The organism is Amycolatopsis sp. TNS106 (assembly GCF_019330265.1).
In the GTDB taxonomy this organism is placed as follows: domain Bacteria; phylum Actinomycetota; class Actinomycetes; order Mycobacteriales; family Pseudonocardiaceae; genus Amycolatopsis; species Amycolatopsis lurida.
In genome coordinates, this window is record NZ_CP024972.1 from 25042 (window position 1) to 44382 (window position 19341).

Genomic DNA, 19341 nt, shown 5'->3' on the forward strand with positions numbered 1-19341 from the left:
GCAGGACCGCTCCCAAAACCTCGTGGGCGAGGGGGGTCTGGGTGTTAAGATGACTTCGCACGGTTTTCGATTATAAGGCGAAAACTGGAGATCGGTCCAGGAGGGCCAGAACGATGACGAGCACCCTGCAGAACGACCTGACCCCGTACGGCGGAGTTGTCGCCGACGCCGCTTGGGCGGAGGAGGTGCGGAGCCTCGCTCGCAAGCGCGACGCCGTCCTGCTCGCGCACAACTACCAGGTCCCCGAGATCCAGGACATCGCCGATTTCACCGGCGACTCCCTCGCGCTGAGCCGCATCGCGGCGAGCAGCGACGCGTCCACCATCGTCTTCTGCGGCGTCCACTTCATGGCCGAGACGGCGAAGATCCTGGCGCCCGAGAAGACCGTCCTGATCCCGGACGCACGGGCGGGCTGCTCGCTCGCGGACTCGATCACCGGCGCCGAACTGCGCGCCTGGAAGGCCGAGCACCCTGGTGCGGTCGTCGTGTCGTACGTGAACACCACGGCCGAGGTCAAGGCGGAGACCGACATCTGCTGCACCTCGTCGAACGCCGTCGACGTGGTCGCCTCCATCCCCGCTGACCAGGAGGTTCTCTTCCTGCCGGACCAGTTCCTCGGCGCGCACGTCAAACGCGTGACCGGCCGGGAGAACATGCACATCTGGGCCGGGGAGTGCCACGTGCACGCCGGGATCAACGGCGCGGAGCTGGCCGAGCGGGCCTCGGAGAACCCGGACGCCGATCTGTTCATCCACCCGGAATGCGGCTGCGCGACCTCGGCGCTGTACCTCGCCGGCGAGGGTGCCGTCGCCCCCGAGCGGGTCAAGATCCTTTCGACCGGCGACATGGTCCACGCCGCCCGCGACACCAAGGCGAAGTCGGTGCTCGTGGCCACCGAGATCGGGATGATCCACCAGCTGCGCAAGGCCGCGCCGGAGATCGACTTCCGCGCGGTGAACGACCGGGCGTCCTGCCGGTACATGAAGATGATCACGCCCGCCGCCCTGCTGCGCTCGCTGCGCGACGGGGCCGACGAGGTCCACGTGGACGCCGAGACCGCCGCCCGCGCCCGCGCTTCCGTGCGGCGCATGATCGAGATCGGGCAGCCTGGCGGCGGAGAATGACCGACCAGGTTACCGCCCTCCAGGCGAAAACCCATCCGGTCTGGGAGGCCGCCGCCGATCTCGTGGTGATCGGCAGCGGCGTCGCGGGGCTCACCGCGGCGCTGCGGGCGCGGGAGCTCGGGCTGCACGTCCTGGTGGTCACCAAGGCGACGGTCTCCGACGGCAACACCCGGTGGGCACAGGGCGGTATCGCGGTCGTCCTGGAGGGTGAGCACGAGCGAGGCGACTCGGTCGGCAAGCACGCCGAGGACACCCTCACCGCCGGTGCCGGGCTCTGCGACGAGGACGCCGTGCGGTCGATCATCGCCGGTGGCCCCGCCGCGGTGGCCCGGCTGCGCGCCGAGGGCGCCCGTTTCGACCCGGCGGCCGGTGGGCGGCCCGAGCTCGCCCGTACGCGGGAAGGCGGGCACAACGCCTTCCGCGTCATCCACGCCGGTGGCGACGCGACCGGTGCGGAGGTCGAGCGGACTCTGGTCGCGACGGCCGGTGACCGGCGAATCCCGGTGCTGGAGCACCACATCGCCGTCGACGCGATCCGCACGCCCGCGGGTGAGGTCGTGGGCGTGACCGTCCTGGACCACAACGGGGTGCCCGGCGCCGTCCGGGCGCCGGCGGTGCTGCTGGCCAGCGGCGGGCTGGGGCAGCTCTACCAGGCGACGTCGAATCCGGAGATCGCCACGGGGGACGGGCTGGCGCTCGCGTTGCGCGCGGGGGCGCAGGTCGCGGACGTCGAGTTCGTGCAGTTCCACCCGACGGTGCTGTTCACGCCCGGCGCGCGGGGCCGTCTCCCGCTGGTCACCGAGGCGGTGCGCGGCGAGGGCGCGACGTTGCACGACGCGACGGGCGCCTCGGTGATGCGGGGAGTCCATCCCCTCGGGGATCTCGCGCCACGGGACGTCGTGTCGGCGGCGATCACCCGCCACATGGTGCAGGCGCCCGGCGGTATCGACGACCACGTTTTCCTTGACGCCACGGGGATCTCGGGGTTCGCCAAGCGATTCCCGACCGTGAACGCGGCGTGCGCGGCGATCGGGCTCGACCCGGCGAAGGATCCGATCCCGGTCACGCCCGCGGCGCATTTCGCCTGCGGTGGCGTGGTGACCACTGTGGACGGACGATCCGGAGTCCGCGGCCTCTACGCGGCGGGCGAGGTCGCGAGGACCGGTCTGCACGGCGCGAATCGGCTGGCCTCCAACAGTTTGCTCGAAGGCCTGGTCGTCGGGCAGCGGGTGGCGGAGGCGGTCGCCATCGATCTCGCCGCCGGGTTGCTCGCGGACCCGCGCCGCGGTGTGCTCATGCCGCCGGCCAACGTCGCGGTGGCCGATCGCGACGCGTTGCAGCGGGCGATGAGCCGGTACGCCGCCATCGGCCGGGACGCCGAAGGTCTTTCGGTCGTGGGTTCGGTGCTGGATCTCTCGGTGACGGAGAGTCCTTTGTGGACTCCCCGGATCGTGGAGGACGCCGCCCTCACCCTGGTGGCGGAGGCACTGGTCGCGGCGGCGGCGCGCCGGACGGAGTCCCGCGGCTGCCACGTGCGGACCGATTTCCCCGGACGCGACGACAACGTCTGGCAACGCGGCCAGCTCATCCGGCTCAGCCCCTCGGGGCAGCCGGTGCTGGCCGATCCGATCGCTTTGGAGGGTGTGGCATGACCGAATTCTCCCCGTGGGTCACCAAGGCGCTGGCCGAGCACGGCCTCGACGTCGCCGATGTGCACCGTGTCGTCACGACGGCCCTTGCCGAGGATCTGCGGTACGGCCCCGACGCGACGACGAACGCCACTGTGCCCGAATCCGCCCGCGCGCTGGCGGAACTGACGCCGAGGACGGCCGGTGTGGTCGCCGGGATCCCGGTGGCGCTGGCGGTGTTCGACGTCGTGCTCGGCTCGGATCTGGAGGTCCTGGCCGCCCGCGACGACGGCGACCGGCTGACCGCCGGCGAACCCGCGCTGGTGCTCCGCGGTCCGGTGCGCGGCCTGCTCACCGCCGAACGCACCGCGCTGAACCTGCTGTGCCACCTGTCCGGTATCGCCACCGCGACCGCCGCCTGGGTGAGCGCCCTGGAGGGAACCGGGTGCCGGGTCAGGGATTCCCGCAAGACGTTGCCGGGGCTGAGGTTGCTGGAGAAGTACGCCGTGCGCGCGGGCGGCGGGGTGAACCACCGGCTCGGGCTCGGTGACGCGGTGCTGATCAAGGACAACCACGTGGTCGCCGCCGGTTCGGTGACCGCCGCGCTCGCGGCCGCGCGCGAGCACGCGCCGGAACTGCACTGCGAGGTCGAGGTCGACGACCTGGCCCAGCTGGAGGAGGCGCTCGCCGCGGGCGCCGACGAGGTGTTGCTGGACAACTTCACCCCCGACGAATGCGCGAAGGCCGTCGACCGGCGGGACGAGGTTTCGCCGAAGACGAGGCTGGAATCCTCGGGCGGTCTGCGGCTGGACGTCGCGCGGGCGTACGCGGAGTCCGGAGTGGATTTCCTCGCCGTCGGAGCGCTCACGCATTCCTCGCCCGCGCTCGACCTCGGGATGGACCTGCGCTGAGGTGCGGCACTAGAATTCCCTTGTGTGACAAGGGAATTCTGGAGGAATGGTGGGCTTTGCCGGTAAAAGTGCCGTCGCGGGATGCGTGGCTTTCATGGCATCGCTCGGCATCGGAGTCCCCTCGGCGGCGGTCGCCGAGCAGTGCGCGAACCCGACGGGCACCTACACCGCGGCCGTCCCGTGGGGACAGCGGCTGATCGATCCCGTGCGGCTCTGGCCGCTGTCCCGCGGCACCGGGCAGCTGGTCGCGGTGATCGGCACCGGGGTCGACGGCGGCAACGGCCAGTTCGCGCCCGGTCAGCTCCTCGGCGGCCAGGGCACCCAGGCCGACGACTGCGACGGCCGGGGCACCATCGCCGCCGGGATCGTCGGCGCGCAGCCGGATCCGTCCACCACGTTCACCGGTATCGCGCCGGGCGCCAAGATCCTGCCGATCCGTTACACCCAGGTGAACGGCGGCGGTGACCCCGGGCAGCTCGCGGCCGCCATCGAAACCGCGCTGAACCGCGGCGCCGGGATCATCCTGATCGCCGTCCCGGCCGCGTCCGACAGCCCCGCGCTGACCGGTGCCGTCTCGCGCGCCAAGGAGAAAGGCGCGCTGATCGTCTCGCCCGCCGCGGGGTCGCAACAGGGTCAGACCTCCTACCCGACCGCGACACCCGGGGTGCTCGCCGTGGGATCGACCAACCAGGCCGGTGAGGCGGTGCAGACGGAGGCCGGTTCCTACGTGGGGATCTCCGCGCCCGGCGCCGAACTGGTCAGCACGTCGGCGGGCGCGGGCGGGACCGTGGCGCACCGGTGGCCGGTGAGCGATCCGAGCCTGGCCGCCGCGCACGTCGCGGGAGTCGCCGCGCTCGTGCGCGCGTACCACCCGGAGCTTTCGCCGGAGCAGGTCGTCACGCGGCTGACGCTGACCGCGCATCGCGGCCCGAGCGGTGGGCACGATCCTCGGCGGGGCTGGGGCGCGATCGACGCCTACGCCGCCGTTTCCGCCTCGATCCCGGCCGGTACACCCGGTCCGGGAGGGCCGCCGAGCACCGGCCCGGACACCTACGTCGTCCCCGCCGCCGCTCCCGCGCGAGCCAACGCGGACAAGGTTTCCGGTGTGCTCGCCATCTCCGGGGTGGCCGCGGCCATCGCGGCGGGCGTGGTGGTGGCCGCGGTCCGGCGGGGCCAGCGCCGAGGTTGGAAACCTTCGCGATTCCGTGCCTCGTGAGCGGCGGCGGTGTACTGGGGGACACCGCCGCCACTCACGAGGTCTTTTCGCGACCCCCTGGGGTTTAGGGGACGACAGGTACGCAGGCCGTCGAGCCCACGATGGCCACGCCGTCGCCGGCGCGGGAGACGTGCACGTTGAAGTCGGCGCCGTCGCGGCTGAACTGCGCGATCAGCTCACGCGGGTTGCTGCGGTCGCGCGTCCGCCAGCCCTGGCTTTCCAGCAGGGGCAGGACGACGTCGACGAGTTTGCGGATCGCGTCGGTCGCGTCGTCCACCCGGAGGCCGTACTGCCAGCAGAGCAACCGGCCCGGCTGGGTCGGGTCGCAGTCCAGCTCGCCTTCCACGGTGCGCTCCGCGGCGGAGCCGAAGGTGCCCGCGACACCGTCGATGACCGCCGTCAGGTCCTCGGTCAGCGGGTCGAGCTCGGTGTTCCTGGTGATCATGACCAGCCCCTCACAAGCCTCGTCCGACGCCTTCGATGACCATCTCGCGCAGCGAGCCACCGGTGAAGCCCTCGTGCGTGACCGCGCCACCCGTGATCACGCCGTAGATGTTGTTCCAGGAATCGGAACCCGGCTTGAGCACCCCGCTGTGGGACTCGAGTCCCCACTGCAGGTCGCCGTTCGCGTCGCGGCCGGTTTCCAGTTCGACGACGCCGGGGAAGCGGTCGGGGTCCGCTCCGTGCCCGGCGCCGAGCCATTCGACGAGCCCAGCGTTGCCCTGTGCCACCACGATCGGGTCGAAGGGGGCCGTCATGGAGTACCGCTGCACACCGGCCTGGCTGGCCGGGAGGTCGTCCGGGCTCCAGATCCCGTGCCCCATCCCCGCGGATTCGACGTGCAGCACCTGGTCGGCCCTGAGCCCGAGCTGCTCGGCGAGCCCCACGGTCGCGCCGCCGTAGCTGTGCCCGACGGCGGTGACCACGACGCCCGGTCCGGCGTGGCTGTCGATCTGGCCGCGCAGTTCGTCACCGAACGCCTTGAGATCGGGCGCCATCGTCTGCGCGTAGTGCGCGGCCGGCCCTTCGGTGACGACGCTCTGCGGGAAGACCCCGTCGGCCCAGACCACCATCGCGGTCCGTCCGGTGGCGTCCGCGGCGACCAGGCTCTTGCCGAGGTCGGCGTAGCTCTGGAAGTTGTCGAACGAGGTGTTGACGCCGGGGACGAACAACCCGACGTTGCGCGTGCCCGGCTCGATGCGGCCGACCAGTTCGGCGATCCGCCCGTTGCCGGACGGATCGAACCGCAGGATCTGCCGGTCTTTGGCGAGGATATCCTCGTATAGCGCGATACGGGTGCGCGCGCTCGCGATGTCGTCGGCCTTTCCGCCCTGTGCCAGGAGGTTCGCGAGCCGCTCGCGTTCGGCGCTCAGCGCGTCGGTGACCTTCGTGCGGTTCTCGGCGATCGCGGTGGCCCACGAGCCGGTGTCGGCCGCACCGCCGACGCCGGACGGATTCCCGGCCTTGGGCAACGGGTTCTCCGGCAAGAGTGACCGGTACGCGGCGGCGATCTGGACGTCGGCGCGCCGGTAGCCGCCACCCGCGGAGGTGAGCCCTTGATGGATCACCGTCGCCTTGGTGATCTGGCCGCCGAGTTTGCCGGCGACGTCCTTGATCGTCTTGGTGTACGTCGCCGAAGCCGCGCTGGACGACGAAACCTGGCCGAACGCGCTCGCGGGGACGTTTTCACCCGCCAGCGCGGTCTGCGCGGTCTTGAGTACGCCGGCGCGCTGTTCGAGTTCGGCCGCCGCCGCTTCGAGCCTGGCGGGGGCGACTCGGTAACCGCCCGCACTGGATGCCATCACCGAGCCGCCTCTCCTGGTGGAAAACGATCAGTACTGTTCGGGTTCTTCGCCGAGCACCGCGGGAGCGACCGGGGCCGCCTGACCCCAGACGTTCTCGGTCTCCACGAGCCACGGCGGGATACGCCGCCCGGAACCCATGTCGCCGCCCGCGCCCATGCCCATCGGCATCATGGGCATCATCGGCATCGCGCCCTTGGCCGCCGCCGCGCCCGCGGCACCGGCCGCTCCGCCCGCCAGGCCGCTCATCGCGCTGCCCGAGCCGCCGTCGCCCGCCAGACCGGAGAACGCGGCCGGGACCTCACCGGGGCCGGAGACCCCGCCGCCGCCCGCGCCGATCGCGCCGCCGTCCAGCGACGGCGCTCCGCCACCGCCGATCGGGATGCCGCCACCGGCACCGCCCGCGGTCGCGCCCGCCCCGCCGGCACCGCCGCCGCCGATGACCTCGCCGTCCTTCTTCTCGTCCTTGGGGTTCTTGCCGTTCGCCCAGCTCGGCACCCGCGGCATGATCGAGCCGAACCGGCCGAACGCGGCGGCCGAGGCCGCGGCGAGACCGGCCGTGAACATGTCGCCGAACAACGGGTTCGACTGGGGCACCTGACCCGGTTGCCCGGTGGTGGGCGGCGTGGAGCCGTCCGAGGGCAGCGGGTGTGTGTCGTCGCCGGGAACCAGCCCGACGCCGGGCGTTCCGCCGATGTTGTTGCCGACCGAACCACCCGGGGTGGTGCCGCCACCGGTGACCGGCGGCGGGGTGACGGCGTTCGGCGAGGCCGGAATGGACTCCTCCACCGAGGAGTACTCACCCGCGAGCTGGGTCATCACCACGATCGCCTTGCTGTGCGCCGCGCTGGCCGCGCCCGCGGCCTGCTGCTGCGCCTCGACGTTCGCGATGGCCTGCTGCCGCTGCTGTGCGGCGTTGATGATCGTCGCCTGCGACGAATCCGGCGGCAGGAGCGGCGGGTTGACGGCCAGCGCGAGGTCCGCGGGGGAGACGTCGGGCACCGCGACCGGGGGCGGCATCTCCTTCTTGGCCTTCACCAGCGCGTCCGCGGCGTCCTCGAGGAGGTTGTTCATCGCCTGCGCGGTCTGGGCGACCTTGCGGATTCCGCCGACGAGGTCGCTGATCATCGTGTGGTACTTGTCGGCGGCGCCACCGGTCCAGTTGCCGGAGAACTCCTTCAGCTCTCCGGTCAGGTTCTCGGCCTGTTCGAAGAGCCCGAGGCCGGTGGACTGCCATTTGTGGGCCGCGTGGCGCGCCGTGTTGGGATCGCCCGCCTGCAGCATCGCGTAGAGCTGCTGGTGCGAGTACGCGGCGAAGTTCGTGTGCGCGGTCTCGGTCATCCCTTGTTCCCCCCGCCGTTCGAGCCGCTGTTGCCGCCCAGCACGCCCCCGAGGACGTTGAGCAACGGATCGAGCAGCCCGGTCTGCCGGCTCGCGTGGTTGATATCGCCCGCCACCGAATCGTCCGCCGCCGCGTAGCCGTCGGCGACGGTCGTCGTGACGTCCTGCGCGAAGGTGATCGCGCCCTTGACCTGATCCAGCAGACCCTGCATCTCGGCGACGGCCGCCTGGTGCGCCTTGGTGAGTGAACCCGCCTCACCGAACTCGCCGAACAGCAGCGGCTGTTCGGTCAGGGTCAGCAGGAAGTCGTTCGGCTTGGACATCGCGTGGATCTGGGTCTCCAGTTCCCGCACGAAGTCCTTCAGTGATTCCAGATGGACGTAGTACGACTGGTCTTGCATTGATCCCGGCTCTCTCGTGAACGGCCACGCCGACAAGGGGGACGACTACGCGCAAAGCCGGCCGGCCGGTGCCGAGGGGGGTGAAAGCACCAGCCGGCCGACGGATGGGGACGATCAGCCGGCGAACAGGCCCTGGTTACGGTTCTCCAGGCTGTGCTGGAGATCGTGGGCGTCGCCGACCTTGCCACCGAACTGCGCGATGATCGCCACGATGTCCGCGGTGGCCTGGCGCAGGCGGGTTTCAGACGCACGGGCGGCCTCACCGGCGGAGCTGCCGGAGGCGTACCAGGTCTGGGTGATCGGCTGCAGGTTGGTGTGCAGCTGTTCGAGCTGGGAGGTGAGCGCCTTGGCCTTGGCGGCCAGCGAGGCCGAGCTGTGCTGCAGCGCGGCGAAGTTGATTTCGACGACGTCAGCCATGATGGGTGGTCCTCTCGCGGATCAGGGGTTCAGCCGGTGGATCACGGTCTGGTCGACGACTCCGCTGACCCCGGTGAGGCTTTCCCGGACCTGCTCGTCACCCGAGTTGTAGTTCCGGTTGCTCTCGTGCACGAGGCGCGACATCGTGTTGAGCTCGTTCACGGCGATGGTCATCTTCTCCTGCAGACGGCGCTGCAGATCCCAGAACGCGACCGCCTGGTCACCCTTGTAGTTGTGCAGGGTCTGGGTCAGCTCGCTCTCCAAGCTGGCCATCGTGGTCTTGGCGTTCGACGCGGTCTCCTCGAACCCCTGGACGGCGCGCGCCATCGCAGCTGCGTCTGCCTGATATCCCGTACCGGTCATTGATGGGCCACCTCCTCTCATCTCGCTGGAAATCCCGGTGAGCACCAGGGGACGCCCTGTCTGCTCTTGTGAAGGACACGCTAGAAAAGAGGTGAGTGCGGTCAAACGGCACAACTGCCGGTCGCGCTGACGGCACTATTACCCACAGGTCGCTGGTAGGGCTTTCCCCACCCTCGATCAGGGGGAGCGCTCCAGTGTCCGGATCGGGGCTTCCCGGCACGCTCGATCCCATGGTGGACAAGGGATCCAGGGGCGTCTCGCATCGACCGTTGATGATCTTGGCGGCGGCGATGGCGGTGCTCGGGGCCGTGGCGCTCGGGGGTCTCGTCTTCGACGATCGCAGCCTCGTCAACGCGCCCATCTGGCTCAAACCGCTCAAGTTCACGATTTCCGTGGGGCTCTACGCGGTGACGCTGGCCTGGCTGATCGGGCAGCTGACCCGGGGCAAGCGGCTCGGCTGGTGGCTCGGGACGGTGTTCGCCGCCGGGCTCGGCCTGGACATGGCGCTGCTGTTCTGGCAGATCGCCATCCGCGGGCGGACGCTTCATTTCAACCGGGAGACGCCTGCCGACCAGTGGATCAACAACATGGTCGCGAACGGTGCCTTCACCGGCTGGGGAGCGACGGCGGCCATCGCGCTTCTCCTGCTGTTCCAACGTCTTCCCGACCGGGCGATGAACTCCGCGTTACGCGCGGGTGCCGCGCTGTCGGTCGCCGGCATCGGGGTCGCGCTGCTGATGTTCGGGCCGAACGAACAGCAAAGGGCGCAGTTCCGCGCCGGCGAACGGCCGTCGGTCCTCGGCGCCCACGCGGTCGGTGTACCCGACGGTGGCCCGGGGCTGCCGGTGCTGGGATGGAGCACCGTGGGCGGGGACATGCGGATCCCGCACTTCTTCGGGATCCACGCGATCCAGGTGCTGCCGCTGGTCGCCTTCGGGCTGCTCAAGCTCGCCCGGCGGTATCCGGTGCTCGAATCGGAGTTCGTGCGGCGGAATCTGGTGCGGACCGCTTCGGTGGGTTTCGCGGGGATGCTCGTGCTGCTCACCTGGCAGGCTCAGCGAGGACAGTCCATCGTGCACCCGGATTTCTGGACGCTGGTCGCGGGTGCGGGAATCATCGCCGCCGTGGCCGCCGGTTCGGCTCTTTCGCTTCGGACTACGCGGCCGATGAATCACTTGACGTGATATTCGCCGGAAAGGGGACCGTTCGGGGTGAACGGTCCCCTTTCCGGGTCAGACTCCGGCGGTGGTGCGGATCCAGTCGCGGCTCGCCGCGACGCTGGCGTAGTTCTGGGTGCCCTGCGGGTTCGTGCCGGAGTTGCTGCCGGTCGAGCAGACACCGACCTGGACGCCGTTCGCGAGCTGCGGGCCGCCCGAGTCGCCATGCCAGGCCGAGCCGTTGATGCCGACGCTGGCGATGGCCTGGCCGCCGTAGGCGTCACTGCTGGTTCCGGTGATGCGGACGTCGGCCGTCTTCAGGACACTCGACGGCGGGTTGCTGCCCTGCGTGCGGCCCCAGCCGTAGATCTGGTTGGTGGTGCCGTTGGCCGGGTTCGCGGTGCCGAGCTTCATGTACGTGGTGCTGACCGCGGTCGTGAGGTGCAGGAGGGCGATGTCGCCGCTCGGGGCGGCCTTCTGCTGGTCGACGTCGGCCTCGGTGCCCTGGTTCAGGTTCACGTTGCCGACCTTGACGTGCATGCCGGGCTTGTTGAGGCAGTGTTTCGCGGTGAGGACCCATTGCGGCGCGATGATGGTGCCGGAGCAGTTGAAGCCGCCGAACGCGGTGGCGTCGTCCCAGTAGATCTGGGCGCCCCATGGCGCGGAACTCACGGTGCCGCCGCCGATGATGTCCTGGCTCGCGGTCGCGGCGGGGGTGGCGGCAAGGGTCAGCGCCGCGGCGGCACCGGCCACCGTTGCGACTATCTTGGACATACGCATGAATACGCCCTTCAGCCTGCGTCGGGGATTCCGTTTCGGTTTCACCAAACTAGGCGGCGGTAAGGGTTTTTGTAACCTACCGAAGTCGGTTGTCCGTCCTGTGTGAATTCCGGAATCAGGTGAATGTCGCCTATTTGCCGTGGACGTCCGTTGTATCCGGATTCCCCGGGCCGTGGGTTCGCCTGCCGACGTCTAGGGTGTTCGCGTGACGACAGTGATCGTGCTGAACGGCGGCTCCAGTTCGGGTAAGTCGGGCATCGCCAGGTGCCTGCAAGCGGTGTTGCCGGACCCCTGGCTCACTCTCGGCGTGGACACCTTGATCGACGCCTTGCCGTCCACTGTGGACGATGGGATCGACTTCGCGGCGGACGGCGGAGTGAGTGTCGGATCCGGTTTCCGGCGGCTCGAGAACGCGTGGATGGCCGGTGTCGCGGCGATGGTGCGTGCCGGGGCCCGGGTCATCATCGACGACGCGTTCCTCGGTGGGGCCGCGTCGCAGCAGCGGTGGAGTGACGCGTTGGCCGGACTCGAGGTGCTGTGGGTCGGTGTGCGGTGCGACGGCGCCGTGGCCGCCGGGCGGGAGATGGCGCGGGGGGACCGGGTCACGGGGATGGCGGAGGCGCAGGCCGAAGTCGTGCATCGAGGCGTGGTTTACGACCTTGAGGTGGACACCGGGGTGAATGAAGCCTTGGCTTGCGCGCGGGAGATCGCGGCTCGGGTCGGGTGATTTCGGTGGGGCGGTGATCTGGACCTCGCCAGCGACTCTGTCGTCGGTATGTCCGACCTGACGTGAGCATTACGGCAGCTTGGGTCAACCGACGGCAGGGGAGGGTGCGATCGCAACTTGGTGGCCGGCCTTGTTCGGCGTCCTTGGGCAAGATCCAAAGTGGACAGACCCATCAGGGCATGGCCGAGCCACGAAGACGCCTCCTGGGAGCCTTCGTCGAAGCTGCCGACCCGCTTTAGAAGGGTGGGGTGTCGTCGTCGGGTTGGGTTCGTGGGTCGTGGAGTGGTTCGGGGGTGGCGGTGTAGGTGTGGCCGGTGGGGGTGGTGATGGTCATGCCGCCGTTGCTGGTGGGGGTGGCGGTCCAGCCGGGTTCTTCTTTGAGGAGGTTGTGGATGGTGCAGGCGGCGTGGCAGTTGTGGTGGTCGGTGGTGCCGTGGCGGGCCCAGGTGGTGATGTGGTCGATGTCGGAGAACTCCGCGGGGCGGTGGCAGCCGGGGTGGGTGCATTCGCGGTCGCGGGCTTTGATCAGGCGGGCGAGTGAGGCCGGGGATCGGTAGGTGCCGGGGCTGGCTTCCAGCAGTTGCCCGGTGGCGGGGTCGGTGATCAGCCGGGACCAGGTCGAGCCGGGGTCGGCGGCGATCTCGCGCACGAGCCACCCGGGGATGGGTCCGTAGCCGGCCAAGTCGGCGGGGTCCTCCCGGGCGCCGGTCAGGGTCAGCAAGTCGACATAGACATGGACATGCGCCCGCGGCGTCCCATGGCCGTCCTCAGCCAGTAACCGTTCGGCGAAAATATCCGACCGGTGCTGATCGAGGGTGCGGGATTGGTCGGTCCGGCGGCGTTTCTTCGCCGCGTGGCTCAGTGACGCGTAGATCGAACTGGCGACCTCGGCCGGGAGCCAGCCCGACAGCTTGGACATGGTCTCGTCCTCGTGCTCCAGCGCCACATGCCGCAGCGCGCGTTTGCTCTCGGCGCGGTCCCGGTAGCCGTCCGGGTCGAACTTCTGCACCGCGTGATCCACCGATCTCCGGATCGCGGTCGGGGCACGCCCGGCCAGCCGCGTCGCCATCCACGCGTCCACCTGGGCGGCGACCTCATCCGACACCTCCCGGGTCAGCTGGGACACCTTCGACGCCTTGAACAGATCGATGTCGCCGTTTTCCAGCGCCGCCAACGTGTTCGGCAACCGGGACACCAGCGCGCACGAGGTTTCGACCAACAGGAACGCCTGATTACGGGAGACCGAGAAGACCAGCGCGACCTCCTCGGTCACCGATCTTCGCGAGCCACCCACCCCGGCGAAACCCGCTATCGAACGCACCTGCCGCCCCTGCGCACGACGAAGCACAACCTCCTCGTCAAACGCGGCATCAAGAAGATGAGCAGCTTTCGGATTAAATGCAAAAGAAGTGGTCATGACCAAGATCATACTCGAACGCCAGTTCGATCGCCAGCGGATCGATGTGTTCGGGCCAAGTGTACGAGTTTCTTTTGGGGAAAGGTGATTGCGGTCGAGGGTGGCGGCGCCTTCTTGCCTGCCCAAAGGGGGACCAGCTCTAATTCTGGTTGCTGCCTGCGTTTCCTTAACCGCAACAGAAGCAGAACTCACCCCACCACAGGAACAGCCTCCGAAACAACCCGCACGAGTTCCTCGACGCCCCGCCCCCACCGGGAAACGATGACGAGATCACGATCAGGGTCGATCCACAGCAAGTGCTGATCCGCGTTGCCCCGCGCGAACCGACCGGTCGGCGGCGCGGACGGAAACCCGCTGAGCCACCAGAGATAGCCGTAGTCCGGCTTCAGCGGACAGGGCGTCCAACTACGCTCGATCCAGCTTTCGCTGAGCAATCCGTTGCGGAGAAAGAGCAGACCGAGCAGGGAGAGGTCGGCGGCGGAGATCCAGAGCCCGCCTCCCCAGTGGGCGCCGCCGCTGACCACCGGGACGGTCTCGCCGTCGATGATGGTCAGCGAGTTCCGGTAGCCGTGCCAGGACCACGTATCGGAAGCGCCGAGCGGGCCGAGGACGTGTTCGTCCAGCACCGAAGGCAACGCTCGGCCGAAAAGATGAGTGAGGGCAAGGCAAAGGAGGTTGACGCGAACGTCGTTGTACTCCCAGGCCGAGCCCGGAGTGCCGTCGCGGCGAGGGCCGTCCAGCCAGGACGGTTTGCCCCAAAGTTCTCCATCCCATTCGCTGGTCTGTTGCAGCAGGTGATGCCAGCTGATCGAGGTCCCGGCCAGCTCCGGTAGGTCGAGGGTGTCCGCCACAGGCCGGCGCGGATCGGGGATCAGTCCGCTGTCGAAGGCGATCCCGGCGACGATCGAGACGACGCTTTTCGTGACGCTGAAGGCCATTTCCGGCGTATCAGGGTCACCCCATGGGGCGATGCGCTCGCCGCGGTGAAGGATCACCCCGCTGGTTCCGGACGCCGGCCGCAGCGGCCCCAGCACCTCACGGTGCGAACGTTCCTTCACCTGACTGGCCAGATACGCGCTCATGTCACCGATGCCCGGCGTGACTCGCCGGGCCTGTGCCGCCGCGGCGGCGTGGACAGCGCACAGATCCAGTGCCATGCACCGAGACTAGTCCTCGACGGGCTTCGTCCAGGCCACCTGCACCAGTCCCGTTCCATGCCGCCGCGACACCAGCACACCGCGCCCGGCGGGCTGGGGCCCCGGCTTCACTTCCCCGAGCAGCGCCCCTTCGTCCCGCGACCCGGACATCACGAGACCGGGGGAACCCAGCTCGCGGATCCGTTGCAGCACAGGTTCGAACAGGGATCGCCCGGCACCGCCGCTCCCGCGCGCGATGACGAGGTGGAGCCCGATGTCCCGAGCCTGCGGCAGGAATTCCAGCAGCGGCTGCAACGGGTTCCGGCCGACGGTCGCGACCATTTCGTAGTCGTCGACGAGGACGAACAGCTCCGGCCCCCGCCACCACGACCGGTTCCGCAGCTGGTCCGGCGTGACGTCCGCGCCGGGGAGCCGGTTCCGCATGGCCTGCTGGCATTGGTCGATCAGCCCGGTCAGCACGGTTTCGGAACCCGCGTAGCCGAGTAGATGCGAATCCGGCACCGCCCCCAGCATCCCTCGCCGGTAATCGGCGACGACGATCGCGGCCTCTTCCGCCGAGTACTTCGACACGATGCCTTGCGCGATGGCGCGCAGGAGCGAGCTCTTGCCCGACTCCACGTCACCGAAGGCCAGGAAATGCGGCTCGGTGGCGAAGTCGAGATACACCGGCCGCAGGTTCGATTCCGCGATGCCGAGCGTGATCTGCTTGCGCGGCCCGGCTTCCAGCGAGTCCAGCGGGACCTCGGGAGGCAGCAGCCGGACCTGCGGCGCCGCCGCACCCTTCCAGGCGGCGGAAATCCGGCGGTTCAGGTCCAGGCCACCGGCGCCGACGGTGTCCGGGCGCTGATCCGAGTCGATCCGCGGGAGGGCCGCGAGGAAATGCAGTTTGTCCGCGGTCAGCCCCCGGCCCGGCCGGTCCGCCGGGACGTTCTGCGCGATCTTGCGGTCGATCAGCGAGTCCGCCGGTTCACCGAGCCGCAGCTCGAATTTGGTCCCGATGGCGTCGCGCAGCGGCGCCCGCATGCCCATCCACTGGTTGATCGAGACGACGACGTGGATGCCGAAACCGAGCCCGCGCGAGGCCAGGCTGGTGATCTGTTCCTCCAGCTGCTCGTATTCCTGGCGGATCGTGGTCCAGTTGTCCACGAACAGGAAGACGTCGCCGAACTCGCGGCCTTCCGTGCTCTCCCGGAACTCCGAACGCCGCTGGCGGAACGTCGTGATCGATTCGATCCCGTTGGCGGAGAAGAACTCCTCGCGCTGTTCGAGCAGCGTCGTCAGTTCGGCCACCACCCGGCGGCAGCGCTGGGCGTCGCGCCGGGTCGCGTAGCCGGATACGTGGGGCAGCCCGGCGATCGGCGCCAGCGCGCCACCGCCCATGTCCAGCACGAACAGCTGGACCTCTTCCGGCGTGTGGGTGAGCGCGAGCATCGCGGCGATGTCCCGCATCAGCGTGCTCTTGCCGCTCTGCGGCGCCCCGACGATCAGCGCGTGCCCGGCGGCACCGGAGAAGTCGGCCCACAGCATGTCGCGCCGCTGTTCGAACGGCTTGTCCACCAGGGCGACCGGGATCATCAGCTTGCCGTTCCCGCCCCAGCCCAGCGGGCACAGTCCGCGAGAGGCGTCTTCGCCGAGCGGAGGCAGTAGCTGGTCCAGCGTCGGCGGTTCGGCCAGCGGCGGAAGCCAGATCTGGTGCGCCTCCGGACCTTTGCCTTCGATCCGCGAGATCATCGCGCCGATGATGGTCTCGCCGGTGCCCTTTTCGACCGGAGCCTCGGCCTCGACGGTCACCGGGATCTCCACCGGCGCCAGCGTGAACGGCATCAGCCCGAGACTCTGGCCGTCCTTGCGCACGATCTTGCTGCGTGGCGGCAGTTCCCCCGAGACGTACGCGGCCTTGAGCCGGATGAGGGTGTCGTTGTCGGATTTGAGATACGCCGAGCCCGGTACGGGCGGCAGCTGGTAGGCGTCGGCGACACCGAGCACCGCGCGGCTCTCCGACGCGGAGAACGTCCGAAGGCCGATCCGGTAGGACAGGTGCGAATCCAGTCCGCGCAGCCGTCCTTCCTCCAGCCGCTGCGACGCCAGCAGCAGGTGGATTCCGAGGCTCCGGCCCAGCCGCCCGATCGCGACGAACAGGTCGATGAACTCCGGCCGGGAGGACAGCAACTCGCTGAATTCGTCGATGATCACCAGCAGCGACGGCAACGGCCGCAGGTTGGCGCCCGATTCCCTGGCCTTTTCGTAGTCCCGCACGGACGCGTAGTTGCCGGCCGCGTGCAGGAGTTCCTGACGGCGCAGCAGTTCGCCGTTCAGCGCGTCCGCCATGCGGTCGACCAGCGCGAGATCGTCGGAAAGGTTGGTGATGACGGCGCAGGTGTGCGGCAGCCCGGTCATCCCGGCGAACGTCGCACCGCCCTTGAAGTCGATCAGCGCGAGGTTCAGCTTCTCCGAAGAATGCGTGACGGCGAGCGCGGTGACCAGTGTCCGCAGCAACTCGCTCTTGCCGGACCCGGTCGCGCCGATGACCAGCCCGTGCGGCCCCATCCCGCCTTCGGCCGATTCCTTCAGGTCGAGTTCGACCGGCCTGCCCTCGGGGTTGACGCCCAGCGGGATCCGCAGCCGGTCCCGCGCGGACCGCGGCGCCCAGGTGACCTCGGTGTCGGTGTCGCGCGGATCGCCGATGCCGAGCAGCCCGGCCAGCCCGAACGTCGCCGACATCGGCGCCTCGCTGACCACCGCCGCGCCCTGGAACAGCGGCGTCAGCATCCGGGACAGCGCTTCGGCGGCCCCGCGGTCCAAGGTGTCCGGCTTGCCGAGGAATCCGAGCCGTTGCTCCGTCCCGTCGCCGACGACCATCCCGAGCTGCTCCGGGCTCATGTGCAGGCTCAGCAGCCGTTCCGACGAGACCGTCCGCGGCTGTTCCGCGCCGATCTCGATCACGGTGACGCCGAGCCTGCCCTCCTCGGCGACGAGCCGCGTGTCGCCGTGGGTGTGCCCGCCGTCCACGATCACGACGATCTGGGGCAGGTCCAGCCGAGCGTCCGGCCGCCGGGTGAACGCGGGCCGGTCGCCGAGGTCGGGACCGAGGAGTTCGGCGAGCTTCCCGGCACCGGCGTCGACGAGCCGCCGCGGACCGGCGGCGTCGGCGGCGGTGGAGGCGACGTGCGGCAGCCACTTCGCCCATTCCCAGTCGTGCAGCCGGTCGTCCTTGACGCACAACGCGATCCGCAGGTCACCGGGCGAGTGGAAGGTCGCGAGCTGGGTCAGCAGCGCCCGCGCGGTCCCGAGCGTGTCCGGGCGGCGGCCGGACAGGACGACCTGCGCGAACGACCGCAGCGAGACCGCGACGGGGAGTCCGTCGACCGTCGAATAGGTGCGGATGAAGTGTTTGAGGTTCGTCGAGCACACCGGGTCGAGGTCTTCCAGCGGCACGGTCTGCGGCGCCTTCAACGGGGTCGCCAGCCGCTGCGGCCCGGTGCCGATCCGCACCTGCCCGAACTGCGCGTCGGACCGGCGGCGATCCCACAGCCTGCCCGTCTCGACGCAGGCCCACAGATCCGCCGGGTCGGGCTGCAGCGCCGTCATCGCCGCGCGCTGGTTGTCCGCGATGTCCCGTACCTGACCGCGCAACCCGGTCAGGTACCGCTGGTAGTCCCGGCGTTCCTCGTTGATCTGCGCCTTCTTCTGCGCGCCGCCGCGGCCGAGCGACATCACGACCATGCCCACCATCGCGGTGAGGAACAACGCGCCGAAGATGTACGTCATCACGCCGCCGTCGCGTCCGATGTAGACGAACGACATGGCGCCCATGCCCAGCATCATCGGCATGAACATCAGCAGCTGCATGGCTCCGCCGGAGGAGCCCTTCGGCAGCATCGGCGGGGACTGCAGGACGATTTCACCGGGCTGCTCGCCCAGGGCCGGCAGGCGGTCGCGAGTGGCGCTCATCAGGGTCTTTCTGGCCGCTTGTGGGTAATCCTGCCGATCATTCTGGCCACTCGTGCCGCCCTTGCGGTGGGTACTTTTGCCGTCCGCTCACGTCTGGTGGCGAACTTACGCTGCTGGTCAACGCAGACGTGGGGGAAGAGAGTAAGGAGAGCCATGGTCGGCACGGGCGAGTACCGGGCGGAGCCCGAGGCCATGCGCTCGGCGGTCGGGAATCTGGGCGGCATCATCATGCAGGGCATCAACGTCGTCGCCGACCTCGAACGCACCGTTCTCCAGCCGATGTCGTTCGCCACGTTCGGCAGCGCGGTGGCGGCGGCCAACACGGCCATGCAGAGCCAGCAGGTGGTCGCGGTCCGGACGCTCCTGCAGCTGCTGCAGCAGATCAACGGCTTCATCAAGAGCAGTGCCGACGCCTACCAGGCCGCCGACGAGGCGGTCGCGGGCGGCTACGGCGGCCGTCCCGGCGGCGGCGCGGGTTCGACGTCGTCGATCTGGGGCAACTCGCACGCCTCCGAACTGGCGACCCTGGCCATCAACGACAGCGCCGGCGGGCAGGGCGAGCCGTCGTCGGTCGGCAACGTGCTGCGCTACCTGGGGGACGCGCGGCTGGGACAGCTCGGTGACCACCCGATCACCGACACGCGGTTCCACGGCGTCTCGGATTTCAACGACTGGCTGGCCGGTGACGCCGACAACCAGGCGCGGGTCGGGGTCATCGAGGTCTACGCCGGTACGGCGCGCAACTTCGGCGACGTGCCGGGCGGAGTGCACAGCGGCGACGTCGTCGTGGTCGAACCGCTCCTGTTCTCCGACAGCAAGCCGATCATCGCCATCGCGGGAGAGGGCGGGCTGCTCTACAACCACGGAATCGTCGACGCGGACATCAACGGCCTGGCGAAGGTCAGTGTCTACCGCCCGGCTTCCGTCTGACTTCCGGCCTGAGGAGCGA

At 69.6% G+C, this 19341-nt stretch carries 17 protein-coding genes; 7 read left to right on the forward strand and 10 right to left on the reverse strand.

Translation table 11 applies throughout. From position 1 onward, the window contains the following. Nucleotides 1-113: 113 nt before the first annotated feature. From nadA to CVV72_RS00135, 4 genes are read left to right on the forward strand one after another with little or no spacing between them, the layout of a single operon-like run. Nucleotides 114-1124: a quinolinate synthase NadA gene (nadA, locus tag CVV72_RS00120; RefSeq protein ID WP_219150241.1), complete on the forward strand. Its 1011-nt coding sequence runs from the start codon at nucleotides 114-116 to the stop codon at nucleotides 1122-1124. Next, nucleotides 1121-2776 (forward strand): L-aspartate oxidase, encoded by a 1656-nt coding sequence (locus tag CVV72_RS00125; protein ID WP_219150243.1) that lies wholly within the window; start codon nucleotides 1121-1123, stop codon nucleotides 2774-2776. The genes nadA and CVV72_RS00125 overlap by 4 nt, the downstream gene beginning before the upstream one ends. Then, on the forward strand, nucleotides 2773-3663 hold the full coding sequence (gene nadC, locus CVV72_RS00130; protein WP_219150245.1) for a carboxylating nicotinate-nucleotide diphosphorylase: 891 nt from the start codon (nucleotides 2773-2775) through the stop codon (nucleotides 3661-3663). The genes CVV72_RS00125 and nadC overlap by 4 nt, the downstream gene beginning before the upstream one ends. A 46-nt stretch (nucleotides 3664-3709) precedes the next feature. Beyond that, on the forward strand, nucleotides 3710-4879 hold the full coding sequence (locus tag CVV72_RS00135) for a S8 family serine peptidase (RefSeq protein ID WP_219150247.1): 1170 nt from the start codon (nucleotides 3710-3712) through the stop codon (nucleotides 4877-4879). A gap of 64 nt (nucleotides 4880-4943) precedes the next feature. Here the strand turns inward: CVV72_RS00135 and CVV72_RS00140 are convergent, their stop codons facing one another. The 6 genes from CVV72_RS00140 to CVV72_RS00165 form a co-directional block, all read right to left on the reverse strand. Next, nucleotides 4944-5324: a hypothetical protein gene (locus CVV72_RS00140; protein WP_219150249.1), complete on the reverse strand. Its 381-nt coding sequence runs from the start codon at nucleotides 5322-5324 to the stop codon at nucleotides 4944-4946. Between the two features lie 10 nt (nucleotides 5325-5334). Next, complete coding sequence (locus tag CVV72_RS00145) at nucleotides 5335-6681, reverse strand: alpha/beta hydrolase (protein ID WP_219153731.1); 1347 nt, start codon at nucleotides 6679-6681, stop codon at nucleotides 5335-5337. Nucleotides 6682-6711: 30 nt separating this feature from the next. Then, a complete protein-coding gene (locus tag CVV72_RS00150; RefSeq protein WP_219150251.1) occupies nucleotides 6712-8022 on the reverse strand; it encodes a WXG100 family type VII secretion target in 1311 nt (436 codons plus the stop codon). Beyond that, on the reverse strand, nucleotides 8019-8423 hold the full coding sequence (locus CVV72_RS00155; protein ID WP_219150253.1) for a hypothetical protein: 405 nt from the start codon (nucleotides 8421-8423) through the stop codon (nucleotides 8019-8021). Before CVV72_RS00155 ends, CVV72_RS00150 begins: the two co-directional genes overlap by 4 nt. A 114-nt stretch (nucleotides 8424-8537) precedes the next feature. Continuing rightward, complete coding sequence (locus tag CVV72_RS00160) at nucleotides 8538-8840, reverse strand: hypothetical protein (protein ID WP_005155348.1); 303 nt, start codon at nucleotides 8838-8840, stop codon at nucleotides 8538-8540. Between the two features lie 21 nt (nucleotides 8841-8861). After that, nucleotides 8862-9167 carry a WXG100 family type VII secretion target gene (locus CVV72_RS00165; RefSeq protein ID WP_007029906.1) on the reverse strand — a complete coding sequence of 102 codons (306 nt, stop codon included), beginning with the start codon at nucleotides 9165-9167 and terminating at the stop codon, nucleotides 8862-8864. A gap of 266 nt (nucleotides 9168-9433) precedes the next feature. On the opposite strand from CVV72_RS00165, the gene CVV72_RS00170 reads away from it, so the two are divergent. Continuing rightward, nucleotides 9434-10387 carry a hypothetical protein gene (locus CVV72_RS00170; protein WP_219150254.1) on the forward strand — a complete coding sequence of 318 codons (954 nt, stop codon included), beginning with the start codon at nucleotides 9434-9436 and terminating at the stop codon, nucleotides 10385-10387. A gap of 48 nt (nucleotides 10388-10435) precedes the next feature. Here CVV72_RS00170 and CVV72_RS00175 read toward each other — a convergent pair whose 3' ends face one another. Further along, the gene (locus CVV72_RS00175) at nucleotides 10436-11134 is read right to left on the reverse strand and encodes a trypsin-like serine protease (protein WP_219153732.1); all 699 of its coding nucleotides are present in this window, start codon (nucleotides 11132-11134) and stop codon (nucleotides 10436-10438) included. A 211-nt stretch (nucleotides 11135-11345) separates the two neighbouring features. Between CVV72_RS00175 and cpt the strand changes: the two genes are divergently transcribed. After that, complete coding sequence (cpt, locus tag CVV72_RS00180; protein WP_255632422.1) at nucleotides 11346-11867, forward strand: chloramphenicol phosphotransferase CPT; 522 nt, start codon at nucleotides 11346-11348, stop codon at nucleotides 11865-11867. A gap of 235 nt (nucleotides 11868-12102) precedes the next feature. Here cpt and CVV72_RS00185 read toward each other — a convergent pair whose 3' ends face one another. The 3 genes from CVV72_RS00185 to eccCa all read right to left on the reverse strand — a co-directional run bounded on the left by CVV72_RS00185 (nucleotide 12103) and on the right by eccCa (nucleotide 18392). Continuing rightward, nucleotides 12103-13140: a DUF222 domain-containing protein gene (locus CVV72_RS00185; RefSeq protein ID WP_370641985.1), complete on the reverse strand. Its 1038-nt coding sequence runs from the start codon at nucleotides 13138-13140 to the stop codon at nucleotides 12103-12105. A 332-nt stretch (nucleotides 13141-13472) separates the two neighbouring features. Then, nucleotides 13473-14441: a serine hydrolase gene (locus tag CVV72_RS00190; protein ID WP_255632423.1), complete on the reverse strand. Its 969-nt coding sequence runs from the start codon at nucleotides 14439-14441 to the stop codon at nucleotides 13473-13475. Between the two features lie 9 nt (nucleotides 14442-14450). Next, nucleotides 14451-18392 carry a type VII secretion protein EccCa gene (gene eccCa, locus CVV72_RS00195; protein ID WP_219150256.1) on the reverse strand — a complete coding sequence of 1314 codons (3942 nt, stop codon included), beginning with the start codon at nucleotides 18390-18392 and terminating at the stop codon, nucleotides 14451-14453. Between the two features lie 153 nt (nucleotides 18393-18545). Between eccCa and CVV72_RS00200 the strand changes: the two genes are divergently transcribed. Further along, nucleotides 18546-19322: a WXG100 family type VII secretion target gene (locus CVV72_RS00200; RefSeq protein WP_219150258.1), complete on the forward strand. Its 777-nt coding sequence runs from the start codon at nucleotides 18546-18548 to the stop codon at nucleotides 19320-19322. Nucleotides 19323-19341: the final 19 nt, after the last annotated feature.

Bases quoted from the DNA above. Each gene is read 5' to 3' on its own strand.
- CVV72_RS00175 (WP_219153732.1), bottom strand. From the start codon at position 11,134: ATGTCCAAGATAGTCGCAACGGTGGCCGGTGCCGCCGCGGCGCTGACC.
- nadC (WP_219150245.1), top strand. From the start codon at position 2,773: ATGACCGAATTCTCCCCGTGGGTCACCAAGGCGCTGGCCGAGCACGGC.
- CVV72_RS00135 (WP_219150247.1), top strand. From the start codon at position 3,710: ATGGTGGGCTTTGCCGGTAAAAGTGCCGTCGCGGGATGCGTGGCTTTC.
- CVV72_RS00200 (WP_219150258.1), top strand. From the start codon at position 18,546: ATGGTCGGCACGGGCGAGTACCGGGCGGAGCCCGAGGCCATGCGCTCG.
- CVV72_RS00125 (WP_219150243.1), top strand. From the start codon at position 1,121: ATGACCGACCAGGTTACCGCCCTCCAGGCGAAAACCCATCCGGTCTGG.
- CVV72_RS00145 (WP_219153731.1), bottom strand. From the start codon at position 6,681: ATGGCATCCAGTGCGGGCGGTTACCGAGTCGCCCCCGCCAGGCTCGAA.
- CVV72_RS00160 (WP_005155348.1), bottom strand. From the start codon at position 8,840: ATGGCTGACGTCGTCGAAATCAACTTCGCCGCGCTGCAGCACAGCTCG.
- CVV72_RS00155 (WP_219150253.1), bottom strand. From the start codon at position 8,423: ATGCAAGACCAGTCGTACTACGTCCATCTGGAATCACTGAAGGACTTC.
- nadA (WP_219150241.1), top strand. From the start codon at position 114: ATGACGAGCACCCTGCAGAACGACCTGACCCCGTACGGCGGAGTTGTC.
- eccCa (WP_219150256.1), bottom strand. From the start codon at position 18,392: ATGAGCGCCACTCGCGACCGCCTGCCGGCCCTGGGCGAGCAGCCCGGT.
- CVV72_RS00165 (WP_007029906.1), bottom strand. From the start codon at position 9,167: ATGGCGCGCGCCGTCCAGGGGTTCGAGGAGACCGCGTCGAACGCCAAG.
- CVV72_RS00190 (WP_255632423.1), bottom strand. From the start codon at position 14,441: ATGGCACTGGATCTGTGCGCTGTCCACGCCGCCGCGGCGGCACAGGCC.
- CVV72_RS00170 (WP_219150254.1), top strand. From the start codon at position 9,434: ATGGTGGACAAGGGATCCAGGGGCGTCTCGCATCGACCGTTGATGATC.
- CVV72_RS00140 (WP_219150249.1), bottom strand. From the start codon at position 5,324: ATGATCACCAGGAACACCGAGCTCGACCCGCTGACCGAGGACCTGACG.
- CVV72_RS00150 (WP_219150251.1), bottom strand. From the start codon at position 8,022: ATGACCGAGACCGCGCACACGAACTTCGCCGCGTACTCGCACCAGCAG.